The following is a 22,745-nucleotide window of genomic DNA, read 5'->3' as shown; positions in this document are numbered from 1 at the left end:
TCAGCCTCGCCGGCGCAGGGTGTCGACGACGTACGTCAGCTGGTCCATGCCGAGCACGCGCGCCGACATGACGTACGTGACGGCACCCGCGAACCCGGCGACCACGGTGGTGATCGCCCCGCCGACCGCGCGGGCCGGCTCGATGCCCGCAGTGTCGAGACCGTGCGCGAAGCCGGTGGCGACGAAGGCGGCCAGGCCGCAGGCGACGACCAGGCGGACGACGAACACGAGCATCTCCCAGTCGAAGATGTTGCCGACCGAGAACGCCAGCAGGGACGCCGAGAGGATCGAGCCGACCAGATAGGCGATGCCGTACGACAGGGCGAGCATCATCGCGACACGGTCCGGCTCGACGCTGATCGCCAGCTTGTAGGCGACACCGATGTTGACCGTCGCGATCACGACCTGGATGAAGAACGGCGTGCGGTTGTCCTCGTTGGCGTAGAAGCCGCGCAGCATCAGGTAGTGCACCGTGAACGTGACCATGGCCAGCGAGAACGCCTGGATCGTGTGGCCGATCGGGATCGTCTGGCCGCCGAGGGAGCCGATGCCGCCGGCGATGGCGGTGGCCGGCTGGCCGAGGCAGAGCAGCGCCACGGCGATCGGGGCCACGATCGAGAGTGCGATACGGACCGTGCGCCCCAGCTCGATGCGGAACCGCCGGTAATGACGATCGGCGGCCAGCGCGGCGAGCGTGGGGATCACCGCCGTCGCGAGCGAGACCGTGATGACCCCGTGGGGGAACTGGCTGATGAGGAAGCCGAGCCCGTAGACCGTCGAGCCCGTCGCACCCTTGCCGTCGGTCGCCCCCTGGAGCGTGCCCTTCGTCGCGATCTTGTTGACCGTGATGAACGCGATCTGGTTGGCGATGATGAAGGCCAAGGTCCACGCACCGAGCTTCAAGGTGTGGCCCAGGCCGACACCGCGGAAGTCGAAGCGGGGCCGGAAGCTGAAGCCGGCCCTGCGCAGATAGGGGATCAGCACGAGTGCCTGGAGGGCGATTGCCGTCGTCGAGCCCAGACCGAGCAGGAGTGCCTCCGAGGTGGAGAACCCGCCGACGCCGCTGCTCGCGCCGAACGCGAAGACGTACGTGACGATCACGGCGCACGCGACGACGTTGTTGACGATCGGCGCCCACATCATGGGGCCGAACCTGCCCCGGGCGTTCAGGACCTGACCCGTGAGCACGAACGCGCCGTAGAAGAACACCTGCGGCAGGCACAGCAGCATCAGCAGGCGGGCCGACTCGCGCTGGTTGGCCAGGCCGGGCTCGAACAGGGTCGAGTCGTAGACGACGTGCAGCAGCTGGGGCACGAGCACGAGGAGCACAGCGGTGCCGGCCGCGAGCACCAGGAGGCCGAGCGTGATGACGCGGTTGGCGTACGCAGAGCCGCCGTCCTCGTCGTTCTTCATGGCCCGGACGAGCTGCGGGACGAGCACGACGTTGAACACGCCGCCGGCCAGCAGGATGTAGAGCGAGTTGGGGATCGTGTTGGCGATGTCGAACAGGTCGGCGTTGGCCTGGGTGCCGATGGCGGCGGCCAGCAGGACGGCTCGCAGGAGGCCGGTGACACGGGAGACGACCGTGCCGAGCGCCATCCAGGCGCTGGCTCTGGCGATCGTCTGGTCAGTCATCGTCGTCCGCCGGCCGCTCGGACGCGACGCGGGACCGCGTGCGGCGCCGACTGAACCTGCGTACGAGGGCGGCGAGCACCAGGAGGGCGGCGACACCCATCGCGACCCACAGCACGACCCCGATCTTGCTGGAGCGGACGTTGAACTCGTCGGGCGTGCCGATCGCCTTGCCATCGGTCGACACCAGATGGGCCGTCAGGGACGTGGTGTTCTGGCGACCGAGGTCGATGTCGACGGTGAGCGTGCGGCGCTCGCCCGCGCCGATGTCGACGGGCTTCACGTCGGGAACGGTCAAGGCGGGATTGCTGGACTCGAGGGACACGCCGACGCGGATCGCCTCGTCCGTGCCGTTGCGGATCGTGATGGGGAAGCCGCCCTTGGAGCTGGACAGCGTGACGGAGTCCGGCGCCTTGATCTTGATCTTGCCGAGCTCGGCTCCGGCCTCGCGGGCGAGCTTCCGGGCGATCGTGGTGCCGGCGGCCGAGTTGGTGCGCCAGCGGATGCCGAGGACGCTCGCGACGTCCTGGGCGAGCGCGTCGTCGACCTCGTCGCTCTGGGGGATGACCGAGCTCAGCGCGCTGCCGCGGGCCACGATGCTGGCGGCGGCCTTGAGCTGTGCGCGGCTGATCGGCCGGTCGGTCGCCGGGGCGACCTTGCCGCTGTAGGTCGTCAGCGGCCGGGTCAGCACGGAGTCGAGGCTCGTGGCCGACGTGAACGGGGCCTCGAACGCCGTCGACAGCCGGCCCACAGCCCACCGTGGGCCGGGGTTCCAGCGTGGGTCGACCATCGTGACGGCGTCGGCACGCGACTTGGGGTCGATCTCGCGTTGCAGCGTGGCCAGCGCCGCCTCGCTGAGGATGCGCTGCCGGAGGGTCGTGACGGAGTCCTGGCCGGGCACCCCGGCGTCGAGCACGTCGGTGACCAGCAACGGCATCGGGCCGCTGGGTGTCGCGTACTGGACGATCGAGCCCTGGCGGCGGTCCCACCCCGGGAGCGCGTCGGACGTGACGATGACGGGGCTGTCGCCCGAGCCGCGCAGGTCGCGGAGCAGGCCGGAGGTGACGCCGTGCATGGTCGGCCACGAGACCCTGCGGCCGTACAGCTGGAACGTGGTGAGGGCCGAGCTCGTGGCCCGTTCGACGGCGGACGTGAGCGGCCCGTCGACGTCGGGGTTCTGTGACAGCGCGAGCACGTCGGGTCGGTCGAAGCCCAGCACCCAGCAGCCCTGTCGCCGGGCGAAGGCCAGCAGGTCGTCGAGGAAGCGCTGCGCCTCGGCCTTCTGCTCGGGGGTCAGCTTGACCCCCTCGGCGAGGCGTCGCCCGTGGGCGACGTCGTCGACGCCCACGAGCAGCGCGGGGTCGATGAGTGCCGTCGACGCCTTGCCGTCGGTGCTCGACGCCAGGTCGAGGAGGTTGCGCAGCTGGCCACCGGCGGAGACGTCGCGGAGCAGCCCGGTCGCGTCGACGTAGTGGCCGTCGTAGCCGCGGCGGTTGGGCATGAGAAACGGCCAGACGATCGAGGCCGCGACACGTGGGTGCCCGCCGGACACCAGCGGCAGGAACGTGGTGGCGCGCGCGATCGCGTCGTTGCTGCGCTCGCCGCCGGTGTCGGTGCCGAGGATCTGCACGCCGACCGGATAGACGCCCTCGGCGCCGTTGATGCGGAGCTGCGCGTAGGGCACCTTGACGGTGAACCGCAGGGTCTGCTTGGGAGCCAGGTCGCCGAGGTCGTCGAACGTACCGGCGTCGACGACGCGCCTCCCGGTGTAGGCGTCACCGTTGTCGATCGCGTCCTCGACCTGCGCCCGCGTGGTGAACGGCACGGTCGGCGTCACGAGGTAGGCCTGCACGTTGGTCCACGCGTGCGCGTCGTGGTTCGTCACGGTGCCGGTCATCGTGACGGTCGACCCGGGCGCGAGCCGGCTCGGGCTCAGCGACTGGATGCTGACCGTCAGGTCGGGGTTCTTGTCGGCGGCGTGGGCCGGCAGGCCCGGAACCGTGAGCGCCGCCAGGATCGTCGCGAGCAGCGCGACGAGGACGCGACGACGGGGGCTGCTCACCCGAACATGCTAGACGTACGGGCTGTGGCGCCCGACGGTGTCGAATGCATGTCCTTCGACGGGCTCAGGCAGCAGATTCAGGGCCGATAGAGTATGTCCTCGTGCCCACGTCCACGCTGACCCCCGAGCGCCGGGCCAGGATCGACGGCATCCTCGACGCCAATCCGTTCCTGGCCGAGCTCGGCGCGCTGTTCGAGGCGGCGGGTCACGAGCTCGCGATCGTGGGCGGGCCCGTGCGTGACGCGTTGCTCGGCCGGCCCGGCAGTGACTGGGACTTCTCGACCTCGGCACGGCCTGCCGACATCGAGCGGATCGTCGGCTCCTGGGCCGACGCGATGTGGGACGTGGGGCGGGAGTTCGGCACGATCGGGCTGCGCAAGGGCCATCACGACCTCGAGATCACGACCTATCGCAGCGACGCGTACGACCTCGCCTCCCGCAAGCCTGAGGTCGAGTTCGGCGACACGATCGAGGGCGACCTCTCCCGCCGCGACTTCGCGGTCAACGCCATGGCGCTGCGGCTGCCGTCGGCGGAGTTCGTCGACCTGTTCGGCGGCCAGGACGACCTCGACGACGGCTTGCTCCGCACCCCGGTCACGCCCGAGCAGTCGTTCAGCGACGACCCGCTCCGCATGATGCGGGCCGCCCGCTTCGTCTCGCAGCTCGGCTTCAGCGCGGCGCCCGACGTCGTCGCGGCGATGACCGAGATGGCATCCCGGCTCGAGATCGTGTCGGCCGAGCGCGTCCGCGACGAGCTCAACAAGCTGATCCTCGGCGCCCATCCGGTCGCCGGGCTCCGCCTCCTCGTCGACACCGGGCTCGCGGCGCAGATGCTGCCCGAGCTGCCGGCGTTGATCCTGGAGCGCGACGAGCACCACCGCCACAAGGACGTCTACGAGCACTCGCTGACCGTGCTGGAGCAGGCGATCGCGCTCGAGGGACGCCTCGAGTCGGCGCCCGACCTCGTCATCCGGCTGGCCGCGTTGCTGCACGACATCGGCAAGCCCAAGACGCGCCGCTTCGCCGAGGGTGGCACCGTGACGTTCCACCACCACGACGTCGTCGGCGCCAAGCTCGCCAAGAAGCGCATGCGGGCGCTCCGCTACAGCAACGAGCTGATCGACCAGGTCGCGAAGCTCGTCGAGCTCCACCTGCGGTTCCACGGCTACGGTTCCGGCGAGTGGACCGACTCGGCCGTACGCCGTTATGTCCGCGACGCCGGTGACCAGCTCGAGCGGCTGCACATCCTGACCCGTGCCGACTCGACGACCCGCAACCAGAAGAAGGCGCTGCGCCTCCAGCGGACGTACGACGAGCTCGAGGCGCGGATCGCGGTGCTGGCCGAGCAGGAGGAGCTCAGCTCGATCCGTCCCGACCTCGACGGTGCGCAGATCATGGCGATCCTCGGCATCCCGCCCGGCCCCGAGGTCGGCGAGGCCTACCGGTTCCTGCTCGACCTGCGCATGGACCGTGGCCCGCTGAGCGAGGCCGACGCGACCGAGGCCCTCAAGGCGTTCTGGGCAGCGCGCAGCTGATGACGCGCGGCCATACTGGACGTGTGGTGACCGAGGAGACCGTGCAGCGTCACAGCGACGGACGGATCGCGCGCGGGGAGCGTACGCGCGACGCGATCGTCGAGGCCCATGCCGGGCTGCTGCGCGAGGGCGTGCTGAAGCCGACGGCCAAGGTCATCGCCGAACGCGCCGGCGTCTCGCCGCGGACGCTCTGGCTCAACTTCAAGGACCTCGAGACGTTGCTCGAGGCGACGACGGCCTACTGGCTCGACGCGGATGCCGCTCTGCGCCGGCCGATCGACGCAGAGCTGCCACTGCCGCAGCGCATCGAGCTCTACTGCGACCAGCGGGTCAGCCGGCTCGAGCACATCGCACCGGCCGCCAGGTCGTCTGGTCTGGGAGAGCCGTTCTCGGTGGCGCTGCAACGCAGCCGCCACGAGCATGTCGAGCGGTCGCTGCAGGACCTCGACGCGACGTTCGGCCCCGAGCTCGAGGCCGCGGGCGCCGATCGTACGATCCTGGCCGATGCGTTGTTCGCGGCGTCCAGCTGGCCGGCCTGGTCGAGCCTGCGGGACGACCTCGGCCTCGACGTCGACGCGGCGGCCGCGATCCTGCGCACGACCCTGAGCCGGTTGCTCGGGGCATGACGAAGGGCCGGCCCCCATGGGACCGGCCCCTCTCGTTCCTCACGCCTCTCGAAAGGATCCTTTCGACAAGCTCAAGGAACCAAATGCTTAACGCTCGACTTCACCCGCGATGTACTTCTCGAGCATCTCGCGACCGAGGTCGTCGGGACGCTGCTCCGGGGGCGACTTCATCAGGTACGACGACGCCGACAGCAGCGCGCCGCCGATGTTGCGGTCCTTGGCGATCTTGGCTGCGCGGATCGCGTCGATGATGATGCCGGCGGAGTTGGGCGAGTCCCAGACCTCGAGCTTGTACTCGAGGTTGAGGGGGACGTCACCGAACGCGCGACCCTCGAGGCGGACGTACGCCCACTTGCGGTCGTCGAGCCACTGGACGTAGTCGCTCGGGCCGATGTGCACGTTCTTGGCACCGAGGTCGTGGTTGAGGTTGGACGTCACGGCCTGCGTCTTGGAGATCTTCTTGGACTCGAGGCGGTCACGCTCGAGCATGTTCTTGAAGTCCATGTTGCCGCCGACGTTGAGCTGGTAGGTGCGGTCGAGCACGACGCCGCGGTCCTGGAACAGCTTGGCCATGACGCGGTGCGTGATGGTGGCGCCGACCTGGCTCTTGATGTCGTCACCGATGATCGGGACGCCGGCGTCCTCGAACTTCTTGGCCCACTCGGGGTCGGACGCGATGAACACGGGCAGCGCGTTGACGAACGCGACCTTGGCGTCGATGGCGCACTGCGCGTAGAACTTGTCGGCCTCTTCGGAGCCCACCGGGAGGTAGGAGACGAGGACGTCGGCCTTGGTGTCCTTGAGGACCTGGACGATGTCGACTGCCGGGGCGTCGGACTCCTCGATCGTCTCGCGGTAGTACTTGCCGAGTCCGTCGAGCGTGTTGCCCTTCTGGACGATGACGCCGGTGGGCGGCACGTCGGCGATCTTGATCGTGTTGTTCTCGCTGGCCTGCGTCGCCTCGGAGAGGTCGAAGCCGACCTTCTTGGCGTCGACGTCGAACGCGGCGACGAACTCGATGTCCTTGACGTGGTACTCACCGAACTCGACGTGCATGAGCCCGGGGACGTTGCCCTCGGGGTCAGCGTCCTTGTAGTACTCGACGCCCTGGATCAGGGACGTGGCGCAGTTGCCCACACCCACAATTGCTACGCGTACCGAACCCATGGGTTCTCCTTCATTGATGTGTTACTTCTCGGTCGTGTTGAGGTCTGTGCTGGTCGTGCCGGCTGCGTCGGGATAGCCACCGGAGCGTTCGCGGTCGATGAGCTCGGTCAACCAGGTGACCTCGCGCTCGACCGACTCCAGGCCGTGCCGCTGCAGCTCCAACGTGTAGGCGTCGACCCGGTCCCGCTTCCGCTGTCCTGCCTTGCGGACGTTGTCGAGTCGTTCCTCCAGTCGGCTTCGTCGTCCCTCGAGGATGCGAACCCTCGAGGCGGCATCGGTGCGCGCGAAGAACGCGAACCGTACGCCGAACGTCTCGTCGTCCCACGTCGATGGACCGGAGTCCTCGAGTGCCTGGCTGAAATGTTCCTTGCCCTCGGCCGTGAGCTTGTAGACGATGCGTCCGCGGCGTGCCCGTCCCTCTGCCTCGGTGGTCTCGTCGGCCACGATGTAGCCGGCCTTGCCGAGCGCCTTGAGGCAGGGATAGAGCGTGCCGTAGGACAGGATGCGACTCCAGCCGAGCAGGGCGTTGACCTGCTTGCGCAGCTCGTAGCCGTGCATCGGGGCATCGTGGAGCAGTCCAAGGACCGCCACCTCGAGTGCCGCGCCGCGTCGTGTCATCTACCCGTCCTGACAAAGTGTGTCATTTGTTCGTATATCGGAACGATACATCTAATCGGTGTATCGGCAACACCCCGGTCTTCGTGACCCAGCACACGCGGACCCCCGGCGATTAACCATTCCTCAGGTAGGTTCGGCACACTTGGTCGTTGACGGATCCGATTCCGGGATCCCCATGGAGGTAGACGGACCCTTGCCAGCACAGCGAAAGAAAGCAGCGCGCCCCGACGCCGACGGCGGACGGTTCAAGGCGTTCCTCCGCAAGATCGGCGGTCGCGGCCCATGGTGGCTCAAGACGATCCGCTGGGTGTCCCTGCTGGGCGTGCTGGGCGTGCTGTTCCTCGCCGCCACGTTCTTCATCCTCTACCGCAGCATCAGCATCCCGAGCGAGAACGCGGCGTTCCAGACGCAGACCACCAAGGTCTACTACTCCGACGGCAAGCACGTGCTCGGCACGTTCGCGACGCAGGACCGCGAGAGCATCGGCATCGACGAGATCCCGGCCTCGATGCAGGCCGCCGCGATCGCCGCCGAGGACCGCTCCTTCTACTCCAACCGCGGCATCGACATCAAGGGCATCATCCGCGCCGCGCGCAACAACGCGACCAGCGGTGAGATCCAGGGTGGCGGATCCACGATCACGCAGCAGTACGTCAAGATCCTCTACCTGACCCAGGAGCAGTCCTACAAGCGCAAGGTCAAGGAAGCGATCCTCTCGATCAAGATCCACAACCAGCTGAGCAAGAAGCAGATCCTCGAGGGCTACCTCAACACGATCTACTTCGGCAACGGCGCCTACGGCGTCGAGGTGGCCTCCAAGACCTACTTCGACAAGCCCGCCTCGCAGCTCAACTACGCGCAGTCGGCGATCCTCGCGACGATCATCAACAGCCCGACCTACTACGACCCGTATGCGGAGGGCGCCGAGGACCGCATCGGTCCGCGCTTCCGCTACGTGCTCGGAGGCATGGTCAAGGACGGCGCCATCACGGCCGAGCAGGCCGCGCGGTTCGACGACCACCTGCCGAAGTTCGCCCCCAAGCGTGAGGTCAACCGCTTCAGCGGTTCCAAGGGCTACCTCCTCCAGCTCGTCAAGGAGAAGATGGACGCGCTGGACTTCACCCCGGAGGAGGTCGACGGTGCTGGCTACCGCATCGTCACGACCTTCGACTACCGGAAGCAGAAGGAAGCGATCGCGGCCATCAAGGCGCATCGTCCGGCAGGCAAGAAGGAGCTGCACCAGTCCTTGGTCTCGATCAAGCCTGGCACGGGTGCCGTGCAGGCGATGTACGCAGGCCGCGACTACCTCAAGAACCAGTTCAACTGGGCGACCGAGAGGACCCAGCCGGGCTCGACCTTCAAGGCATTCGCGCTGATCGCCGCCCTGGAGAACGGCTACAGCCTCAAGACCAAGCTCAACGGCGCCTCGCCGCTGATCATCAACGGCAAGGTGATCACCGAGAACCAGGGTGACAGCGGCGGTGAGTCGTTCGGCAACGTGCCGCTGGAGTTCGCGACCCAGAAGTCGATCAACACCGCATTCGTCGACCTCATGGACCAGATGAAGGACGGCCCGGAGAAGACGCTGGAGGCGGCCGCGCAGGCCGGCATCCCGAGCGGGCCGCTCGACCGGTTGAGGAGGGACGGCCCCCCGCTGTCCACCCCGCTGGGAATCGAGCCCGTGGCCCCGGTCGACATGGCGAATGCCTACGCGACGATCGCCGCCGACGGCAAGCGGGCCGACTGGTACATCATCGAGTCGGTCAAGGACGTGCACGGCAAGACCCTGCACAAGCACAAGGTCAAGACCGAGCAGGCGATCCCCAAGGACGTCGCCGCCGACGCCATCGCGGCGATGCAGAAGGTCGTCAACTCCGGCGGCGCCGGCACCGGCTCGAACGCCAAGACGATCTGTCCGACGGCGGGCAAGACCGGCACGGCGACCGCGGGCCCCGACGACGACCAGCACGTGTCGTCGTCATGGTTCGCCGGCTACACGCCCAAGCTCGCCACCGCCGTCATGTACAACCGCGGCAAGCTGGGCAACGGCGACCTCGAGGGCTACATGGTCCCGTTCTTCGGCGGCCAGATCCCGGCCAAGACCTTCCAGACGTACATGAACTCCGCGCTCGAAGGCACGGACTGCGGGACGTTCCCCAAGCCGGCCAACATCAAGTCGAGCAAGGGCACGACCTACAAGAAGCCGGCGCCCAAGTGCGACAGCGACGAGCAGCTCAACGACAACAAGACCAAGTGCGTCGCCAAGCCGAAGCCGAAGCCGACCCAGGAGCGTTGTGGGCCGAACGAGCAGCCGGACGGCAACCTCGGCTGCGAGCCGAAGCCACCGGTGACGTGCGATCCGCCGCAGGTGCTCGACCCGAACACCAACACCTGTGTGACTCCCACGCAGGATCCGCAGTCCAGCAAGGCGGCGTGCGAGGCCGCGGGTGGAGACTGGAGCCCGCTCACCAACCCGCGGTGCACCCTGCCTGACAACAACGGCTGGGTGTTCATGGTGCCGTTGATCGGAGTCCTCGGACTGCGGCGGCCCGAGGACGACGAGGCGGACGACGCTCCACTGCTGACGTGACGTCGGCGTGGCGAGGGCTACGGCTCCCCGCCACGCTCGTCACTGAGGCGGCCGGACCTCAGGCAAGGTTGATGGCGTCGAACGTGGCGGTGGTGAACCGCACCGCCACGTCGACGCGGTCACCGACCTGCGGTGCCTGCGCCGAGGCGGGCAGGAACACCATGCTCGCCTGCATGTGCGGGGGCTCGGCGAACCAGCGCTGCTTGCCGTCGATCGTGAACGGCGACAGGGAGAACCCGGCTGCCTCGAGCCCACCCTTGGCGAGCGACTTGCCGCGTTGCACGACCCCTGCCGACGCCTTGGGCGCCTCGAGGCCGATGCCGTTGCTCGTGCCGCCGGAGATGACCAGCAGGGATCCGTCACGGGGCATGGGCCGCTGCCGGTAGCCGACCCGCTCGCCCCGTGCCACGAGATGCGTGTCGAGGACGGTCGCTCGTACGGCCAGCGCTCCGAGGTCGCCGAGCCACAGCGCGGTGCCGATGCGGGGCCGGATGTCGAGCTGCGGCCTGCGTTCGCGCAGGATCGTCAGCTCGGCGGCGGTCAGGTGCGAGGCGTAGAACGTCGTCGTCTCGACCTGGGAGGTCTCGAGCGCGGCGGCCCAGTTCTCGGCCTCGCGCAGGTTGCCACCGGCCATCGGCAAATGGATCGCGAAGCCCTCGACCCGCAGGTCACCCAGCGCGGCCACGGCGGCGGCGAGCTCGTGCCGGTCGAGACCGTGCCGCGCCATCGAGGTCTCGCCCTCGATCAGGACGCGGGCGGTGGGGTCGGGCCCTGCGGCGAGCGCCGCGATGTCCTCGACGCGGCCGACCGTGTGGATGATCCGCTCGTCGTGGAGCACGTCGGTGAAGAAGGGACGCCACGGGGTGAGCACCATGACGTCGCCGCCGAAGGCCGCCAGTGCGCCCGGCACCTCGGCGTACGTGCCGACCGCGACCACGTCGAGCCCGAGGTCCTTCGCCTCACTGGCCAGCAGGTCGCGACCGAGGCCGTAGCCGTTGCCCTTGATGACCGGGACGATTCCGGGCGTGCTCTCGACGACGGCCCGCAGGCCGCGGCGCCAGCGCTCGGCATCGATGTCCAGCTCGAAGGTCACGTCATCGCCTCTTCATGTATTGGGTGAAGCCGAGGTGCAGCGCGCGGTTGAGTGGGAGGTCCCACTCGCCGAGGTACTCGACGGCCTCGCCGCCCGTGCCGACCTTGAACTGGATCAAGCCGACGTGCGAGTCGTCCGGGTCGAGGGTCTCGGTGATGCCACGCATGTCGTACGCCGTCGCACCCGCGGCCATGGCGTCGCGCATCATCTGCCACTGGATCGCGTTCGACCCGCGTACGTCGCGCTTGGACGTGGTCGAGGCGCCGTAGGAGTACCAGGCGTGCTCGCCGACCCGCACCATCGTGGTCGCGGCGACGAGATCACCCTCGTGGCGCGCGAGGTAGAGCACGAGCCGGTCGGCCTCCTCGGCAGTCATCGCGTCCCACATCCGTTCGAAGTAGGACAGCGGCCGTGGGGTGAAGTGGTCACGCTCGGCGGTCTCGGCGTAGACCGTGTGGAACTCCGCGAGATCGGCCCGGTCACCGCGGACGACCTCGACGCCGGCCTTGGCCGCCTTCTTGATGTTGCGCCGCCACTGCTGGTTCATGCCGGCCAGGACGTCGTCCTCGGAGCGGTCCGCGAGCGGCAGCTGGAAGTTGAACTTGGGCTGGCCGGCGGAGAAGCCGTTCTCGGTCGGGATCTCCTTCCAGCCCAGGCTGGTCAGCCTGGTGGCCACCGTGAGGGCCTCGTCGTCGCGCACGTCAGCGGGTACGTCCGACAGTGTCGTGAGGACCGGATCGGCGATCGCCTGCTTGATCGTCGCGGCGTGCCAACGACGGGTGACCACCGGCGGGCCCATGCGGATGCCGAAGGCGCGCTGCTGCTTGAGGTGGTTCGCGAGCGGAGTCAGCCACCGGCCGAGGTCGGGGTCCGTCCAGTCGATGTCCGGCCCCTCGGGCAGGTAGGCGAGGTAGCGCTTGACCTTGGGCAGCTGGCGGTAGAGGACGAGCGCCGCGCCGACCAGCGTGCCGCCGTCGAACCAGCCGATCGACTCGCCTCGCCACTCGTTCTTGACCTGCGCCCACGCGGGGGTCTGCAGGAAGCTCACCGAAGGCCGACTCCGTACGAAGTCGAGGTGCTCCGGGGTGCTGATGGGCCGGACACTGAGGGGCCCTGGGCGGGGAGCTGACGTCACCGGGCCACGCTACCAACCAACCGTAAGTTAGGCTGACCTAACTAATTGCCGATCGAGGGGACTCGACAGTGAAGACGTACGCCGCCACGGTGCTGGGCCGACGCCGGCTCTCCGCCCACCTCGTCACCGTGACCCTCGGGGTCGACGGCTTCGTGTCGACCGGGGTTCCCGACGAGTACGTACGGGTGCTGATCCCGCCGGCCGGTGCCGAGCTCGCGATCCCGGAGATCGACGAGGACTGGAACGTCACGCTGCCCGAGGGCGCCGTCGAGCCGGAGTCGAGGGTCTACACCGTCTCCGACCACCGTGTGGTCGACGGCGAGACCCGCGTCGACCTCGACATCGCCCTGCACGACGAGGGAGTCGGCTCCGACTGGGCGCGGACGTGCCGCCCGGGCGACCGCGTCGGGCTGATCGAGCCGCACGGTCTGTATGCCGCCCCGGCCGGAGTCGGCTGGCAGCTGCTGGTCGCCGACATCACGGGCGTGCCGGCGGTCGCCCGGATCCTTCGCGGGCTCGAGCCGGAGCAGAAGGCCGAGGTCGTCGTCCTGCTGACCGACGCCGGCGACGAGATCCCGCTGCCGAGTCCCGGCGACGTCCAGGTCACGTGGCAGGTTGTCGGCAGGGACACCGACATCTGCGACGCCCTCGCCGATGCCGTGACGTCGCGTGACCTGCCGGACGAGGACCGCTATGTGTGGCTCGCCGGCGAGGCGCGCGCGAGCCGCGCGGTGCGCCGCCACCTGCGACGGGAGCTGGGCTGGCCGCAGGCCGACTTCTACACGTGCGGCTACTGGCAGATCGAGGCGGAGAAGTGGAACGCCCGCTACGAGCAGGTCGCCGACGAGGTGCAGGCCAAGGCCAAGGAGGTCGAGCAGAAGGTCGGCGACGACCAAGGTGCCTACCTCGACGCGCTCGACGACATCTACGAGAGCGTCGGGCTCTAGGTTCGTTTTCGAGTGAGCTCACGAGGTTTCGTCATCAGGCGGCTTCGCCGCGATCGCTCAACCTGCCTTCGGCGCTCGGCCGCGGGCGGCCTCGACCTCAGGCAACCACGAGGAACTGGGGCTGCTTCGGGGTGACCAGCAGCGTCATGCCCGCCTCGGCCGGGGTGCGGTCGGCCTTGCGGTGGTTGCAGCGCACACAGGCGGCGACGGCGTTGTCCCAGGTCAGCGTCCCGCCACGGCTGCGCGGCACGATGTGGTCGACCGTCTCGGCCCGCCCGCCGCAGTAGGCGCACATCTTGTCGCGCGCCTTGATCGCGCTCTTGGTGCACAGGTTGGAGCGCCGGTGCATCCAGCGCGTGACGACATAACGTACGAGGCGCAGGACCTTGGGCACCGGGAACGGGCCGAACGATCCGCCGGCCTCCTCCTCGATGACGGCGACCTCGCGGACCAGCATCTTGATCGCGTGCCGCATCGAGACGCGCTGCAGGGGCTCGTAGCTCGCGTTGAGCACCAGGACGTACGAATCCGCCATCGGCCGGCCCCTTTCTGAGCGAAAGCGTAGCCGGACGCACCGGGAAATGGTCCAAAGAAGTCGAATCTCCACTAGTGTCGCCCTCTCGGGATACCCGCGGAACCAGAGCAGTTGGACGCGGGCACAGCACGTCGGTCAAGAAATGTCCGACCTCCATGTCGAAATGGTGTCGATCCGTTCGTCGTATAGATGAGGGTGGTCGACCGGCCCCCAGCACACCGAACCAAAGGACCAGCCATGACCGCGCACACCGAGGGCACTCCCGAGGCTTCGACGAGCCCCGAGCTCGCTGAGTTCGAGGCCGACTTCAGCCTGACTCCTGACGAGACGACAGACACCTACAAGACCCCGCTCGTCATCAAGCTCCTGGTCGCCGCGACGTTCGTCGTGATCCTCAACGAGACGATCATGATCAATGCGATCCCGCACCTCATGGCCGACTTCGACGTGAAGGCCCGCGATGCTCAGTGGATCTCGTCGATCTTCATGCTGACGATGGCGGCGGTCATCCCGATCACGGGCTGGTTCCTGCAGCGCGTGTCCACTCGCACCGCCTACACGATCGCGATGACGACCTTCGGGCTCGGCACGATCATCTGCGGCACGGCGCCGATCTTCGAGATGCTTCTCGTCGGTCGCGCGGTCCAGGCCGCCGGCACCGCCGTGATGATGCCGCTCCTGATGACCACGGTCATGACGGTCGTCCCGGAGCAGGCCAGAGGCCGCGTCATGGGCAACATGATGCTCGCGATCTCGGTCGCGCCCGCCATGGGTCCGGTCGTCTCCGGACTGATTCTCCACTTCGGTTCGTGGAGATTGATCTTCGCCTTCATGCTGCCGATTGCGGTGGTCGTCTCGGTGCTCAGCCTGCGACACCTCACGAACGTCGGCGAGACGAATACGGCCCCGGTCAGCTGGTTCAGTGTCGCCGTTGCTGCGCTCGGCTTCAGCACGTTGGTCTACGGCCTCAGCGAAGTTGGCGCTCGTAGCACCGGCCAGCTGGTGCTGCTGATCGGCGTCGGCGGCGCTCTCGTCGCGCTGTTCACCTTCTATCAGCTGCGCCTGCAGCGCGTGGGCAGCCCGTTGCTCGACCTGCGGGCGTTCAAGCACCGTACGTTCACCGTGACCCTGGCACTGATGTCGATGGCGTTCATGGCGTTCCTCGGCTCGATGATCCTCCTGCCGCTCTACCTGCAGGACCTGCGTGGACTGTCGCCGATCAAGACCGGCTTGCTCGTCATGCCGGGCGGACTGGCCATGGGACTGCTCGGCCCGCGCATCGGCGCCATCTACGACAAGATCGGCGCCCGGCCGCTGGTGATCCCCGGTTCGATCCTCATGGTCGTCGCGTTGTTCACGATGAGCCGGGTGATCGATGAGAACACCTCATACGCACTGATCCTCGGCCTGCACGTCCTGCTGATGCTCAGCCTGGCGGCGATCTTCACCCCGGTGTTCACGCTTGGCCTGGGCGCGCTGCCGCCTGAGCTCTACTCGCACGGCAGCTCGATTCTCGGCACGCTCCAGCAGGTTGCCGGTGCGATCGGTACTGCGGCCCTCGTGGTGATCATGGAGAACCGTTCGGAGAGCCTCGTGTCGAGCGGCTCAACGGCAGACCAGGCGTTCGTCGGAGGACTGCAGTGGGCGTTCGTCGCCGGCGCGGTGTTCGGGGCGGTCGTCATCGCGCTCTCGCTGCTCCTGCCGGCCAAGGCCGACCAGCCCGCGGGTCCGGCGCACTAGGACACGCGGCCCCGGCCGGGCGGGCGGCCGGGGCCGAAACACGCCGTTAGCAAATCTGTCCTACGGTGGACGCGTGGACATCCCCGAGCTCTTCGACGGCTACGGCCCGGTCGTCGGGTTCGACGAGATGATGGGTCCAGATCTCGATGGGCTGGGCTCCTCCACGGTTCGCGAGAACTACGGCACCATCCATGCGTCGTTCGAGAAGATGGGCGCCGAGGAGATCCGGCTGCGCGCCGACTCGCTCGCCTCGTCCTATCTCGAGCAGGGCGTCACGTTCGGGGTCGCGGGCGAGGAGCGGCCGTTCCCGCTCGACATCGTCCCGCGCCTGATCGAAGCCGCCGACTGGGAGCACGTGGAGCGCGGCGTACGCCAGAGGGTGCTCGCGCTCGAGGCCTTCCTCGCCGACGCGTACGGCCCCGGCGAGCTGTTCGCCGACGGCATCGTGCCGCGGGCGACGGTCATGACGTCGCCGCACTTCCATCGCGTCGTCGCCGGGCTTGAACCGGCCAACGGCGTACGCGTGCACGTCGCCGGCGTCGACCTGATCCGCGACGGCAACGGCGACTTCCGCGTGCTCGAGGACAACGTCCGGGTGCCGTCCGGCGTCTCGTACGTCATGACCAACCGCCGGGCGCTGTCCGCGGCGCTGCCCGAGGTGTTCGCCGACCACCGCATCCGCCCGGTGTCGCAGTACTCACAGCAGCTCCTCGCGGCTCTGCGCAAGGCCGCACCGGCCGGCGTCAGCGACCCGACCGTCGTCGTGCTGACCCCGGGCGTCTACAACTCGGCCTACTTCGAGCACACCCTGCTCGCCCGCACCATGGGCGTCGAGCTGGTCGAGGGCCGCGACCTCGTGTGCCGGTCGGGCCGGGTCATGATGCGTACGACCAACGGACTCGAGCCGGTCGACGTGATCTACCGCCGCATCGACGACGACTTCCTCGATCCCGTGCAGTTCCGCGCCGACTCGGCCCTCGGCGTGCCCGGCATCGTCAACGCCGCCCGTGCCGGCCACGTGACGATCGCCAACGCGGTCGGCAACGGGGTCGCCGACGACAAGCTGCTCTACACGTACGTCCCGGACCTCATCCGCTACTACCTGTCGGAGGAGCCGATCCTGCGCAACGTCGACACCTGGCGCATGGGCGAGCCCGAGCAGCGCGAGGAGGTGCTCGACCGGCTCGACGAGCTCGTGCTCAAGCCCGTCGACGGGTCGGGCGGCAAGGGCATCGTGATCGGACCGGCCGCGTCCCGCGAGGAGCTCGACGAGCTGCGCGCCAAGATCCTGCTCGACCCGCGGGCCTGGATCGCCCAGCCCGTGATCTCGCTGTCGACTGTGCCGACGCTCGTGGAGGACGGGGTACGTCCGAGGCACGTCGACCTGCGGCCGTTCGCGGTGCACGACGGCGACGACGTGTTCGTGCTCCCCGGTGGACTGACCCGCGTCGCGCTGCCCGAGGGCGAGCTGATCGTCAACTCCAGCCGCGGTGGCGGCTCCAAGGACACGTGGGTCCTGGCCAGCCCGACCGACCCGGAGGACGAGGGCGAGGGCGCACCCGCGGCGAGCCGGGTCGCCGGCACCCCGCAGTCGGCCGGACCCGCGATCGACGGCGATCCGACCGACCTCCAGGTCCAGGTGCAGGAACAGCAGCAACAGCAAAGCGGTTCCGAGGCGCCGCTTCGCTCCGCACCTCAACCACCGGGGGTGACCTCGTGCTGAGCCGCATCGCGCAGTCGCTGTTCTGGATCGGCCGCTACCTCGAGCGCGCCGACGACACCGCCCGCATCCTCGACGTCCAGATGCAGGTCCTGATCGAGGACCCCGGCATGGACGAGCGCACCTCGTGCGAGCAGCTGCTCTCGGTCATGGGTGTCGAGGAGTACGTCGGCAACCCCAACCGCTGGATGATCCTCGACCTGCTCGCGCACAACGCGGACTCGCCGGTCTCGATCGCCGCGGCGATCGGCGCGGCCCGCGAGAGCGCCCGCCGCGCCCGCGAGACCCTCTCGACCGACATCTGGGCGGCGATCAACACGACGTGGCGTGGCCTGCCGACCGCCCGCGCGATGCGGTCGCCCGACATGTTCGCGTGGGTCCGCAACCGCACCGCGATGATCTCCGGAATCGCCGACTCGACCATGACCCGCGACGAGGGCTGGCAGTTCTACATGCTCGGTCGCAGCATCGAGCGGGTCGACATGACCGCCCGCCTGCTCTCGACAGCGGCGCTGGCGTCCGGCCCGCAGGTCGCCTGGCCCACGACGCTGCGCGCCTGTGGAGCGTACGAGTCGTTCATCCGCGCCTACCGCGGCATCGAGGCCGACCGGCAGGCCGCCGAGTTCCTGCTGCTCGACCGCTGGTTCCCGCGGTCGATCGTGTCGTCGCTCGCCCAGGCCGAGAAGGCGTTGACCAAGCTCGAGCGCAGCGGCCAACGCACGGGCTTCAGCGACGAGGCGCAGCGACTGCTCGGCCGGGCCCGCACCGAGCTGGAGTACCGGCCGCTCACCGAGATCGTGTTCGACCTCCCGGTCGAGATGGAGCGCCTCCAGCGCAGCTGCGCCGCGGCCAGCGACGCCGTGACGGCGCGCTACTTCGCCGAGTACGAGGAGCACACCTGGCGCGGAGGTGTCGTTCTATGACGATGCAGATGCGGATCCGGCACACCACCGGCTACCACTACGAGCGCGGTGCCGCGGCGTCGTTCAACGAGGCGCGCATGACGCCGATGACGACGTCGGAGCAGTACGTCCTGCGCTCGCGGCTCGAGATCAGCCCGACGCCGTGGAGCTACGAGTACCGCGACTACTGGGGCACCACCGTGACGTCGTTCGAGGTGCACGACCCGCACACGGACCTCACGGTCGTCGCCACCTCGACCGTCGAGACCCAGGACGTACCGGTCCGGCCGCACGCCGTCTCGTGGGACGACCTGCTCGCGGTGCAGGACGACTACTGCGAGTTCCTGGAGCTCTCGTCGTGGGTCGCGCCGTCGCCGTCGCTGCTCACCGACCTCGCCGACATCCGTGCATCGGCCGCGACCCCCGGCGAGTACGCCCTGGCCGCCGCGGGCTTTCTCCATGACCGGGTCAAGTACCTGCCGGGCAGCACCGAGGTCACCACCACCGCCGCCGACGCGTGGGACAGCAAGAACGGCGTGTGCCAGGACTTCGCGCACCTGACGCTCGGCGTCCTGCGCGAGGCCCGCATCCCGGCACGCTACGTGTCCGGCTACCTGCACCCCTCGCCGGACCCGGTGATCGGCGAGGCGACCGCGGGCGAGTCGCACGCGTGGATCGAGTGGTGGGACGGCGAGTGGGTCGGCTGGGACCCGACCAACGCGATCGCGCCCGGGCCCCGGCACGTCGTGGTCGCCAAGGGTCGCGACTACGCCGACAGCCCGCCCCTGCGCGGCATCTTCTCGACGTCCGGCGGCTCCGAGCTGTTCGTCGCCGTCGAGATCACCCGCCTGCGCTAGCCCAGCACCCGGATCGGTGCACCGGCCTGCCAGGCCGCGATGTCCTCGACCGCCTCGCGGAAGAACACGTCGTAGCCGTCGTCGGTGACGTAGCCGAGGTGCGGTGTCAGCACCGTGCGCGGTGCGGTGCGCAAGGGATGATCGGCGGGCAGCGGCTCGGTGTCGTACACGTCGATCGCCGCGCCGGCGATGCGGCCGGCGCGCAGGACATCGAGCAGGGCCGCGGTGTCGACGATCGGGCCGCGCGACGTGTTGACCAGGTACGCGGTGGGACGCATCGCGGCGAGCTCGGCGGCGCCGACGAGATGATGCGTGCGCGCGCTCGAGACCAGGTGGATCGTCACGACGTCGGAGCCCGCCAGGAGCTCGTCCTTCGACACCGCTCGTACGCCCATGGAGCGGGCGTGCTCGGCATCGAGGTTCTGCGACCAGGCGATGACGTCCATGCCGAACGCCTGACCGATCGTGGCGACCTGCGAGCCGAGTCGACCCAGGCCGATGACGCCGAGCGTGCGACCCGCAAGGCCCGTGCCGACTGTCGTCTGCCAGCCGCCCTCGCGCATCGAGCGATCCTCGTCGGGGATGTGCCGCGCGGCGGAGAGGATCAGCGCCCACGTGTGCTCCAGCGTCGACGAGGCGAGGCCGGCCGTGCCGCACACGGGAATGCCGCGTTCGCGGGCGGCCGCGACGTCGATCGACGCGTTGCGGCGCCCCGTCGTGACGATCAGCTGCAGCTTGGGCAGAAGGGCGATGAGGTCGGCCGTGATCGGCGTACGCTCGCGCATCGCCACGACGACCTCCGCGTCGCCGAGCGCCTCGACCAGCTCGGCGCCCTCGAGGTGCCGGTCCAGGAACGTGACCTCGGCGTCGAGGGAGTCCCAGTCGGCGTGCCGGGCAGCAACCTGCTGGTAGTCGTCGAGCACCACGATGCGCATGTGGCCATCGTGTCAGCCGGCTGGGCTAGGTTCGAGGCATGGCCATCCTGCACGCCAATGCCGACATCACGCCGACCAAGCCTGAGCTGCTCGCGACCTGGCTGCCGACGCAGCCGTGGTTCGCCGGCGACGCGTCGGCGCTGGAGCACCTCGGTGCCTACCGGTTCGACGATCCGGACGGCGAGGTCGGCATGGAGACGCACCTCGTACGCGCCGGTGACGGGCCCGTCCTGCAGGTGCCGTGGACCTATCGCGGCGCTCCGCTCGACGGCGCCGAGTCGCACCTGGTCGGCACGATGGAGCACACCGTGCTCGGAGACCGCTGGGTCTACGACGCGATCGCGGACCCGGTCTACCAGGCCGTCCTGACGGCGACGATCCTCACCGGAGGCACCCAGGCAGAGCTCGTGCGTGACCTCGGCGACGGCCGCACCCAGATCCGGCCGCCGGACGTACAGGTCACCGGCAGCGGCGGCGCCGACGGCTCCGTCGACCTCGAGGTGCGGCGGGTGCTCGACGGTCCTGCGCCCCAGGGCGACGCGGCACTGACCGGCACCTGGCCGGGGGTCACCGATCCCGTCGTGCTCGCGGTCGCCCGTCTGCGCTGATCAACGCAGCACCGAACCTGCCGTGGGCGCGAGCCGCAGGCGTTGCAGCTCACCGCCGGGCAGGCCGTCGCCACCGAGTGCCACGACGACGCGGTCGTCGCGCACCGGCAACCGGAACTCGTTGGGCCCGGGGTGGCTCAGCAGCACGTCACCGCCGGCGGCATCGATCGCGGTGACGAGCGACGACTCGTCGGTGTCGGAGTCGATCGCCCAGACCCGGATCGCCAGCTCGCCGAAGACCGACACCGGCAGCCCGGGCTTGCCCGGGCGGGGCCTCAGCATCAGCACGTCATCGGAGTCGATCAGGTCGGCGTTGGTCTCCTGACCCCACGCGGCCCATACCGGCCCGCCGTAGAACGCTGCCAGCGAGGCGGTGCGCTCCCCGAGTGTCGGGAAGCCGCGGAACCACACGAAGCGGTCGGGATCGTCGAGGTCGGTGAAGATGCCGAGGACGTGGATGCCCACGGCCTCCTGCGTGTGCTGGAACTCGCGCTCGAACCGCTCGATGAAGCCGTCGCGCGTGCCGGGCTTGAGGGTGTACTGGCGGAGCTCGATGATCCGGTCGGACATGCGCCGAACGTACGCCGAAGGTCCGACAGTTGCGAGCGCCTCCTAGGGTCGTCGCCATGAGCGCGAACATCGAGGCCCTGGTGGACGACGGCACGCTGCTGGTGTTCGACGGGAGCGTGCTCGAGGTGTTCGGCTACACCGACACCCACCGCACCCACATCTGGCAGCGGCCCCGCCTCGTGCTGCTCGACGGCAAGCGCCCGCGCCTCGAGATCACGACGGCCCGCGGACTGCGCCACGGCATGTCCTACGACCCGGCGAGGCGCGCCCAGCTCGAGGCCCTGGACGCCGCCCTGGCCGACGCGATCGAGCAGTGGGATGCCCCCGCGTGACGTCCGAGCCGGCGACTAGCGTGGAGCCATGACCGACAGCGCCTCCTACGCCGACTCCGTGCCCGAGATCCACCGCCCCTACGTCGCCGCGGAGGATCGCTACACGCACTGGGACTATCGCCGGGTCGGCCGCTCGGGCCTGTTCCTGCCGCCGCTGTCGCTCGGGCTGTGGTGGAACTTCGGCGACAACTTCCCGTTCGACAACCAGCGGGCCGTGCTGCGCCACGCGTTCGACAACGGCATCACACACTTCGATCTCGCCAACAACTACGGCCCGCCCTACGGCTCGGCCGAGGAGAACTTCGGTCGCATGATGCGCACCGACTTCAAGGCGTACCGCAACGAGCTGATCCTCTCGACCAAGGCCGGCTACGACATGTGGCCGGGCCCCTACGGCAACTTCGGCTCACGCAAGTACCTCTTCGCGAGCCTCGACGAGTCGCTCCAGCGGATGTCGGTCGACCACGTCGACATCTTCTACTCGCACCGGGCCGACCCGGGCACGCCGCTCGAGGAGACGATCGGCGCGCTCGACGCGATCGTCCGCCAGGGCAAGGCGCGCTATGCGGGCATCTCGTCCTACTCGCCGGAGCGCACGTCCGAGGCGGTCGCGATCGCCAACGAGCTCGGCACCCCGATCGTGATCCACCAGCCGTCCTACTCGATGATCAACCGCTGGATCGAGCAGGGACTGACCACCGTCCTCGACGAGCACGGCGTCGGCTCGATCGGCTTCGGCGCGCTGGCCCAGGGCCTGCTGTCCGACAGGTACGTCGAGAGCGCCGACCCCGAGCGTTCGCAGAAGCGCGGCTCGTTCAACCAGTCGATGGCCAACGACGACAACCGCAAGCGGCTCAAGGGCCTCGCGGCGATCGCCAAGAAGCGCGGGCAGACCCTCGCCCAGATGGCGATCTCCTGGACCCTGCGTCCCGGCGGTGTCACGTCCGCGTTGATCGGCGTCTCGTCGGTCGAGCAGCTCGACGAGAACCTCAAGGCCGCGCAGCGCATCGACTTCACCGACGAGGAGCTCGCCGAGATCGACTCCTTCGCGGGCGAGGCCGGCATCAACATCTGGGCCGCCAGCTCCAAGGTCTAGCTTGTCGGCGCGGTTCGTTCTTTAGCGCAGCTTTCCTGCGGCAGC

Annotated in this window: 20 protein-coding genes; 11 read left to right on the top strand and 9 right to left on the bottom strand. The window is 69.0% G+C overall.

The window, feature by feature from the left end; all coding sequences use genetic code 11:
• Positions 1 to 1,635, bottom strand: a complete 1,635-nt coding sequence (gene murJ / locus ASE12_RS11635; RefSeq protein ID WP_056400581.1) for a murein biosynthesis integral membrane protein MurJ — start codon at positions 1,633 to 1,635, stop codon at positions 1 to 3.
• Positions 1,628 to 3,694, bottom strand: a complete 2,067-nt coding sequence (locus ASE12_RS20235; RefSeq protein ID WP_056400580.1) for a DUF6049 family protein — start codon at positions 3,692 to 3,694, stop codon at positions 1,628 to 1,630. Before ASE12_RS20235 ends, murJ begins: the two co-directional genes overlap by 8 nt.
• Positions 3,695 to 3,738: 44 nt before the next feature.
• On the opposite strand from ASE12_RS20235, the gene ASE12_RS11625 reads away from it, so the two are divergent.
• Positions 3,739 to 5,229 (top strand): CCA tRNA nucleotidyltransferase, encoded by a 1,491-nt coding sequence (locus ASE12_RS11625; protein WP_082582217.1) that lies wholly within the window; start codon positions 3,739 to 3,741, stop codon positions 5,227 to 5,229.
• 23 nt (positions 5,230 to 5,252) lie between these two features.
• Complete coding sequence (locus ASE12_RS11620; protein WP_200955007.1) at positions 5,253 to 5,855, top strand: TetR/AcrR family transcriptional regulator; 603 nt, start codon at positions 5,253 to 5,255, stop codon at positions 5,853 to 5,855.
• 87 nt (positions 5,856 to 5,942) lie between these two features.
• On the opposite strand, the gene ASE12_RS11615 is transcribed toward ASE12_RS11620, so the two are convergent.
• On the bottom strand, positions 5,943 to 7,022 hold the full coding sequence (locus tag ASE12_RS11615; RefSeq protein WP_056400576.1) for an inositol-3-phosphate synthase: 1,080 nt from the start codon (positions 7,020 to 7,022) through the stop codon (positions 5,943 to 5,945).
• A 21-nt stretch (positions 7,023 to 7,043) separates the two neighbouring features.
• Positions 7,044 to 7,640 carry a PadR family transcriptional regulator gene (locus ASE12_RS11610; protein ID WP_056400574.1) on the bottom strand — a complete coding sequence of 199 codons (597 nt, stop codon included), beginning with the start codon at positions 7,638 to 7,640 and terminating at the stop codon, positions 7,044 to 7,046.
• 193 nt (positions 7,641 to 7,833) lie between these two features.
• On the opposite strand from ASE12_RS11610, the gene ASE12_RS11605 reads away from it, so the two are divergent.
• Positions 7,834 to 10,230, top strand: coding sequence for a transglycosylase domain-containing protein (locus tag ASE12_RS11605; RefSeq protein ID WP_162255481.1), 2,397 nt, complete (start codon positions 7,834 to 7,836; stop codon positions 10,228 to 10,230).
• Between the two features lie 58 nt (positions 10,231 to 10,288).
• Here ASE12_RS11605 and ASE12_RS11600 read toward each other — a convergent pair whose 3' ends face one another.
• Both ASE12_RS11600 and ASE12_RS11595 read right to left on the bottom strand, forming a co-directional pair.
• Positions 10,289 to 11,323: an alanine racemase gene (locus tag ASE12_RS11600; RefSeq protein WP_056400567.1), complete on the bottom strand. Its 1,035-nt coding sequence runs from the start codon at positions 11,321 to 11,323 to the stop codon at positions 10,289 to 10,291.
• Between the two features lies 1 nt (position 11,324).
• Positions 11,325 to 12,458: a peptidoglycan bridge formation glycyltransferase FemA/FemB family protein gene (locus tag ASE12_RS11595; RefSeq protein WP_056400564.1), complete on the bottom strand. Its 1,134-nt coding sequence runs from the start codon at positions 12,456 to 12,458 to the stop codon at positions 11,325 to 11,327.
• A 68-nt stretch (positions 12,459 to 12,526) separates the two neighbouring features.
• Between ASE12_RS11595 and ASE12_RS11590 the strand changes: the two genes are divergently transcribed.
• The gene (locus tag ASE12_RS11590) at positions 12,527 to 13,405 is read left to right on the top strand and encodes a siderophore-interacting protein (RefSeq protein ID WP_056400562.1); all 879 of its coding nucleotides are present in this window, start codon (positions 12,527 to 12,529) and stop codon (positions 13,403 to 13,405) included.
• Positions 13,406 to 13,502: 97 nt separating this feature from the next.
• Here ASE12_RS11590 and ASE12_RS11585 read toward each other — a convergent pair whose 3' ends face one another.
• A complete protein-coding gene (locus ASE12_RS11585) occupies positions 13,503 to 13,940 on the bottom strand; it encodes an HNH endonuclease (protein WP_056400559.1) in 438 nt (145 codons plus the stop codon).
• A 237-nt stretch (positions 13,941 to 14,177) separates the two neighbouring features.
• Here ASE12_RS11585 and ASE12_RS11580 point away from each other — a divergent pair, with 237 nt between their 5' ends.
• The 4 genes from ASE12_RS11580 to ASE12_RS11565 all read left to right on the top strand — a co-directional run bounded on the left by ASE12_RS11580 (position 14,178) and on the right by ASE12_RS11565 (position 19,159).
• Positions 14,178 to 15,680: an MDR family MFS transporter gene (locus ASE12_RS11580; protein WP_082582216.1), complete on the top strand. Its 1,503-nt coding sequence runs from the start codon at positions 14,178 to 14,180 to the stop codon at positions 15,678 to 15,680.
• Between the two features lie 127 nt (positions 15,681 to 15,807).
• Positions 15,808 to 17,403, top strand: coding sequence for a circularly permuted type 2 ATP-grasp protein (locus tag ASE12_RS11575; protein WP_082582467.1), 1,596 nt, complete (start codon positions 15,808 to 15,810; stop codon positions 17,401 to 17,403).
• On the top strand, positions 17,397 to 18,323 hold the full coding sequence (locus ASE12_RS11570; RefSeq protein WP_056400556.1) for an alpha-E domain-containing protein: 927 nt from the start codon (positions 17,397 to 17,399) through the stop codon (positions 18,321 to 18,323). Before ASE12_RS11575 ends, ASE12_RS11570 begins: the two co-directional genes overlap by 7 nt.
• Positions 18,320 to 19,159: a transglutaminase family protein gene (locus tag ASE12_RS11565; protein WP_200955006.1), complete on the top strand. Its 840-nt coding sequence runs from the start codon at positions 18,320 to 18,322 to the stop codon at positions 19,157 to 19,159. The genes ASE12_RS11570 and ASE12_RS11565 overlap by 4 nt, the downstream gene beginning before the upstream one ends.
• On the opposite strand, the gene ASE12_RS11560 is transcribed toward ASE12_RS11565, so the two are convergent.
• Positions 19,156 to 20,094 (bottom strand): D-2-hydroxyacid dehydrogenase family protein, encoded by a 939-nt coding sequence (locus ASE12_RS11560; protein ID WP_056400552.1) that lies wholly within the window; start codon positions 20,092 to 20,094, stop codon positions 19,156 to 19,158. The two genes, ASE12_RS11565 and ASE12_RS11560, sit on opposite strands and share 4 nt — an antisense overlap.
• A gap of 38 nt (positions 20,095 to 20,132) precedes the next feature.
• Here ASE12_RS11560 and ASE12_RS11555 point away from each other — a divergent pair, with 38 nt between their 5' ends.
• On the top strand, positions 20,133 to 20,702 hold the full coding sequence (locus ASE12_RS11555; RefSeq protein ID WP_056400549.1) for a hypothetical protein: 570 nt from the start codon (positions 20,133 to 20,135) through the stop codon (positions 20,700 to 20,702).
• Here the strand turns inward: ASE12_RS11555 and ASE12_RS20380 are convergent, their stop codons facing one another.
• Positions 20,703 to 21,272, bottom strand: coding sequence for an NIPSNAP family protein (locus ASE12_RS20380; RefSeq protein WP_056400546.1), 570 nt, complete (start codon positions 21,270 to 21,272; stop codon positions 20,703 to 20,705).
• A gap of 56 nt (positions 21,273 to 21,328) precedes the next feature.
• Here ASE12_RS20380 and ASE12_RS11545 point away from each other — a divergent pair, with 56 nt between their 5' ends.
• Both ASE12_RS11545 and ASE12_RS11540 read left to right on the top strand, forming a co-directional pair.
• Positions 21,329 to 21,604 carry a hypothetical protein gene (locus ASE12_RS11545; RefSeq protein WP_056400543.1) on the top strand — a complete coding sequence of 92 codons (276 nt, stop codon included), beginning with the start codon at positions 21,329 to 21,331 and terminating at the stop codon, positions 21,602 to 21,604.
• A 28-nt stretch (positions 21,605 to 21,632) separates the two neighbouring features.
• On the top strand, positions 21,633 to 22,700 hold the full coding sequence (locus ASE12_RS11540; RefSeq protein ID WP_056400536.1) for an aldo/keto reductase: 1,068 nt from the start codon (positions 21,633 to 21,635) through the stop codon (positions 22,698 to 22,700).
• The last annotated feature ends 45 nt before the right edge of the window (positions 22,701 to 22,745 follow it).

The organism is Aeromicrobium sp. Root236, from assembly GCF_001428805.1.
GTDB lineage: Bacteria > Actinomycetota > Actinomycetes > Propionibacteriales > Nocardioidaceae > Aeromicrobium.
The sequence above is the reverse complement of the archived record's forward strand: the minus strand, read 5'-3'. Positions and strand labels throughout refer to the sequence as shown.

What these genes read in the sequence shown, in the direction of transcription:
- ASE12_RS11545 (WP_056400543.1), top strand. Translation starts at nt 21,329, where the DNA reads ATGAGCGCGAACATCGAGGCCCTGGTGGACGACGGCACGCTGCTGGTG.
- ASE12_RS11540 (WP_056400536.1), top strand. Translation starts at nt 21,633, where the DNA reads ATGACCGACAGCGCCTCCTACGCCGACTCCGTGCCCGAGATCCACCGC.
- ASE12_RS11625 (WP_082582217.1), top strand. Translation starts at nt 3,739, where the DNA reads ATGCATGTCCTTCGACGGGCTCAGGCAGCAGATTCAGGGCCGATAGAG.
- ASE12_RS11580 (WP_082582216.1), top strand. Translation starts at nt 14,178, where the DNA reads ATGACCGCGCACACCGAGGGCACTCCCGAGGCTTCGACGAGCCCCGAG.
- ASE12_RS11565 (WP_200955006.1), top strand. Translation starts at nt 18,320, where the DNA reads ATGACGATGCAGATGCGGATCCGGCACACCACCGGCTACCACTACGAG.
- ASE12_RS11615 (WP_056400576.1), bottom strand. Translation starts at nt 7,022, where the DNA reads ATGGGTTCGGTACGCGTAGCAATTGTGGGTGTGGGCAACTGCGCCACG.
- ASE12_RS11585 (WP_056400559.1), bottom strand. Translation starts at nt 13,940, where the DNA reads ATGGCGGATTCGTACGTCCTGGTGCTCAACGCGAGCTACGAGCCCCTG.
- ASE12_RS20380 (WP_056400546.1), bottom strand. Translation starts at nt 21,272, where the DNA reads ATGTCCGACCGGATCATCGAGCTCCGCCAGTACACCCTCAAGCCCGGC.
- ASE12_RS11555 (WP_056400549.1), top strand. Translation starts at nt 20,133, where the DNA reads ATGGCCATCCTGCACGCCAATGCCGACATCACGCCGACCAAGCCTGAG.
- ASE12_RS11610 (WP_056400574.1), bottom strand. Translation starts at nt 7,640, where the DNA reads ATGACACGACGCGGCGCGGCACTCGAGGTGGCGGTCCTTGGACTGCTC.
- murJ (WP_056400581.1), bottom strand. Translation starts at nt 1,635, where the DNA reads ATGACTGACCAGACGATCGCCAGAGCCAGCGCCTGGATGGCGCTCGGC.
- ASE12_RS11560 (WP_056400552.1), bottom strand. Translation starts at nt 20,094, where the DNA reads ATGCGCATCGTGGTGCTCGACGACTACCAGCAGGTTGCTGCCCGGCAC.
- ASE12_RS11575 (WP_082582467.1), top strand. Translation starts at nt 15,808, where the DNA reads ATGATGGGTCCAGATCTCGATGGGCTGGGCTCCTCCACGGTTCGCGAG.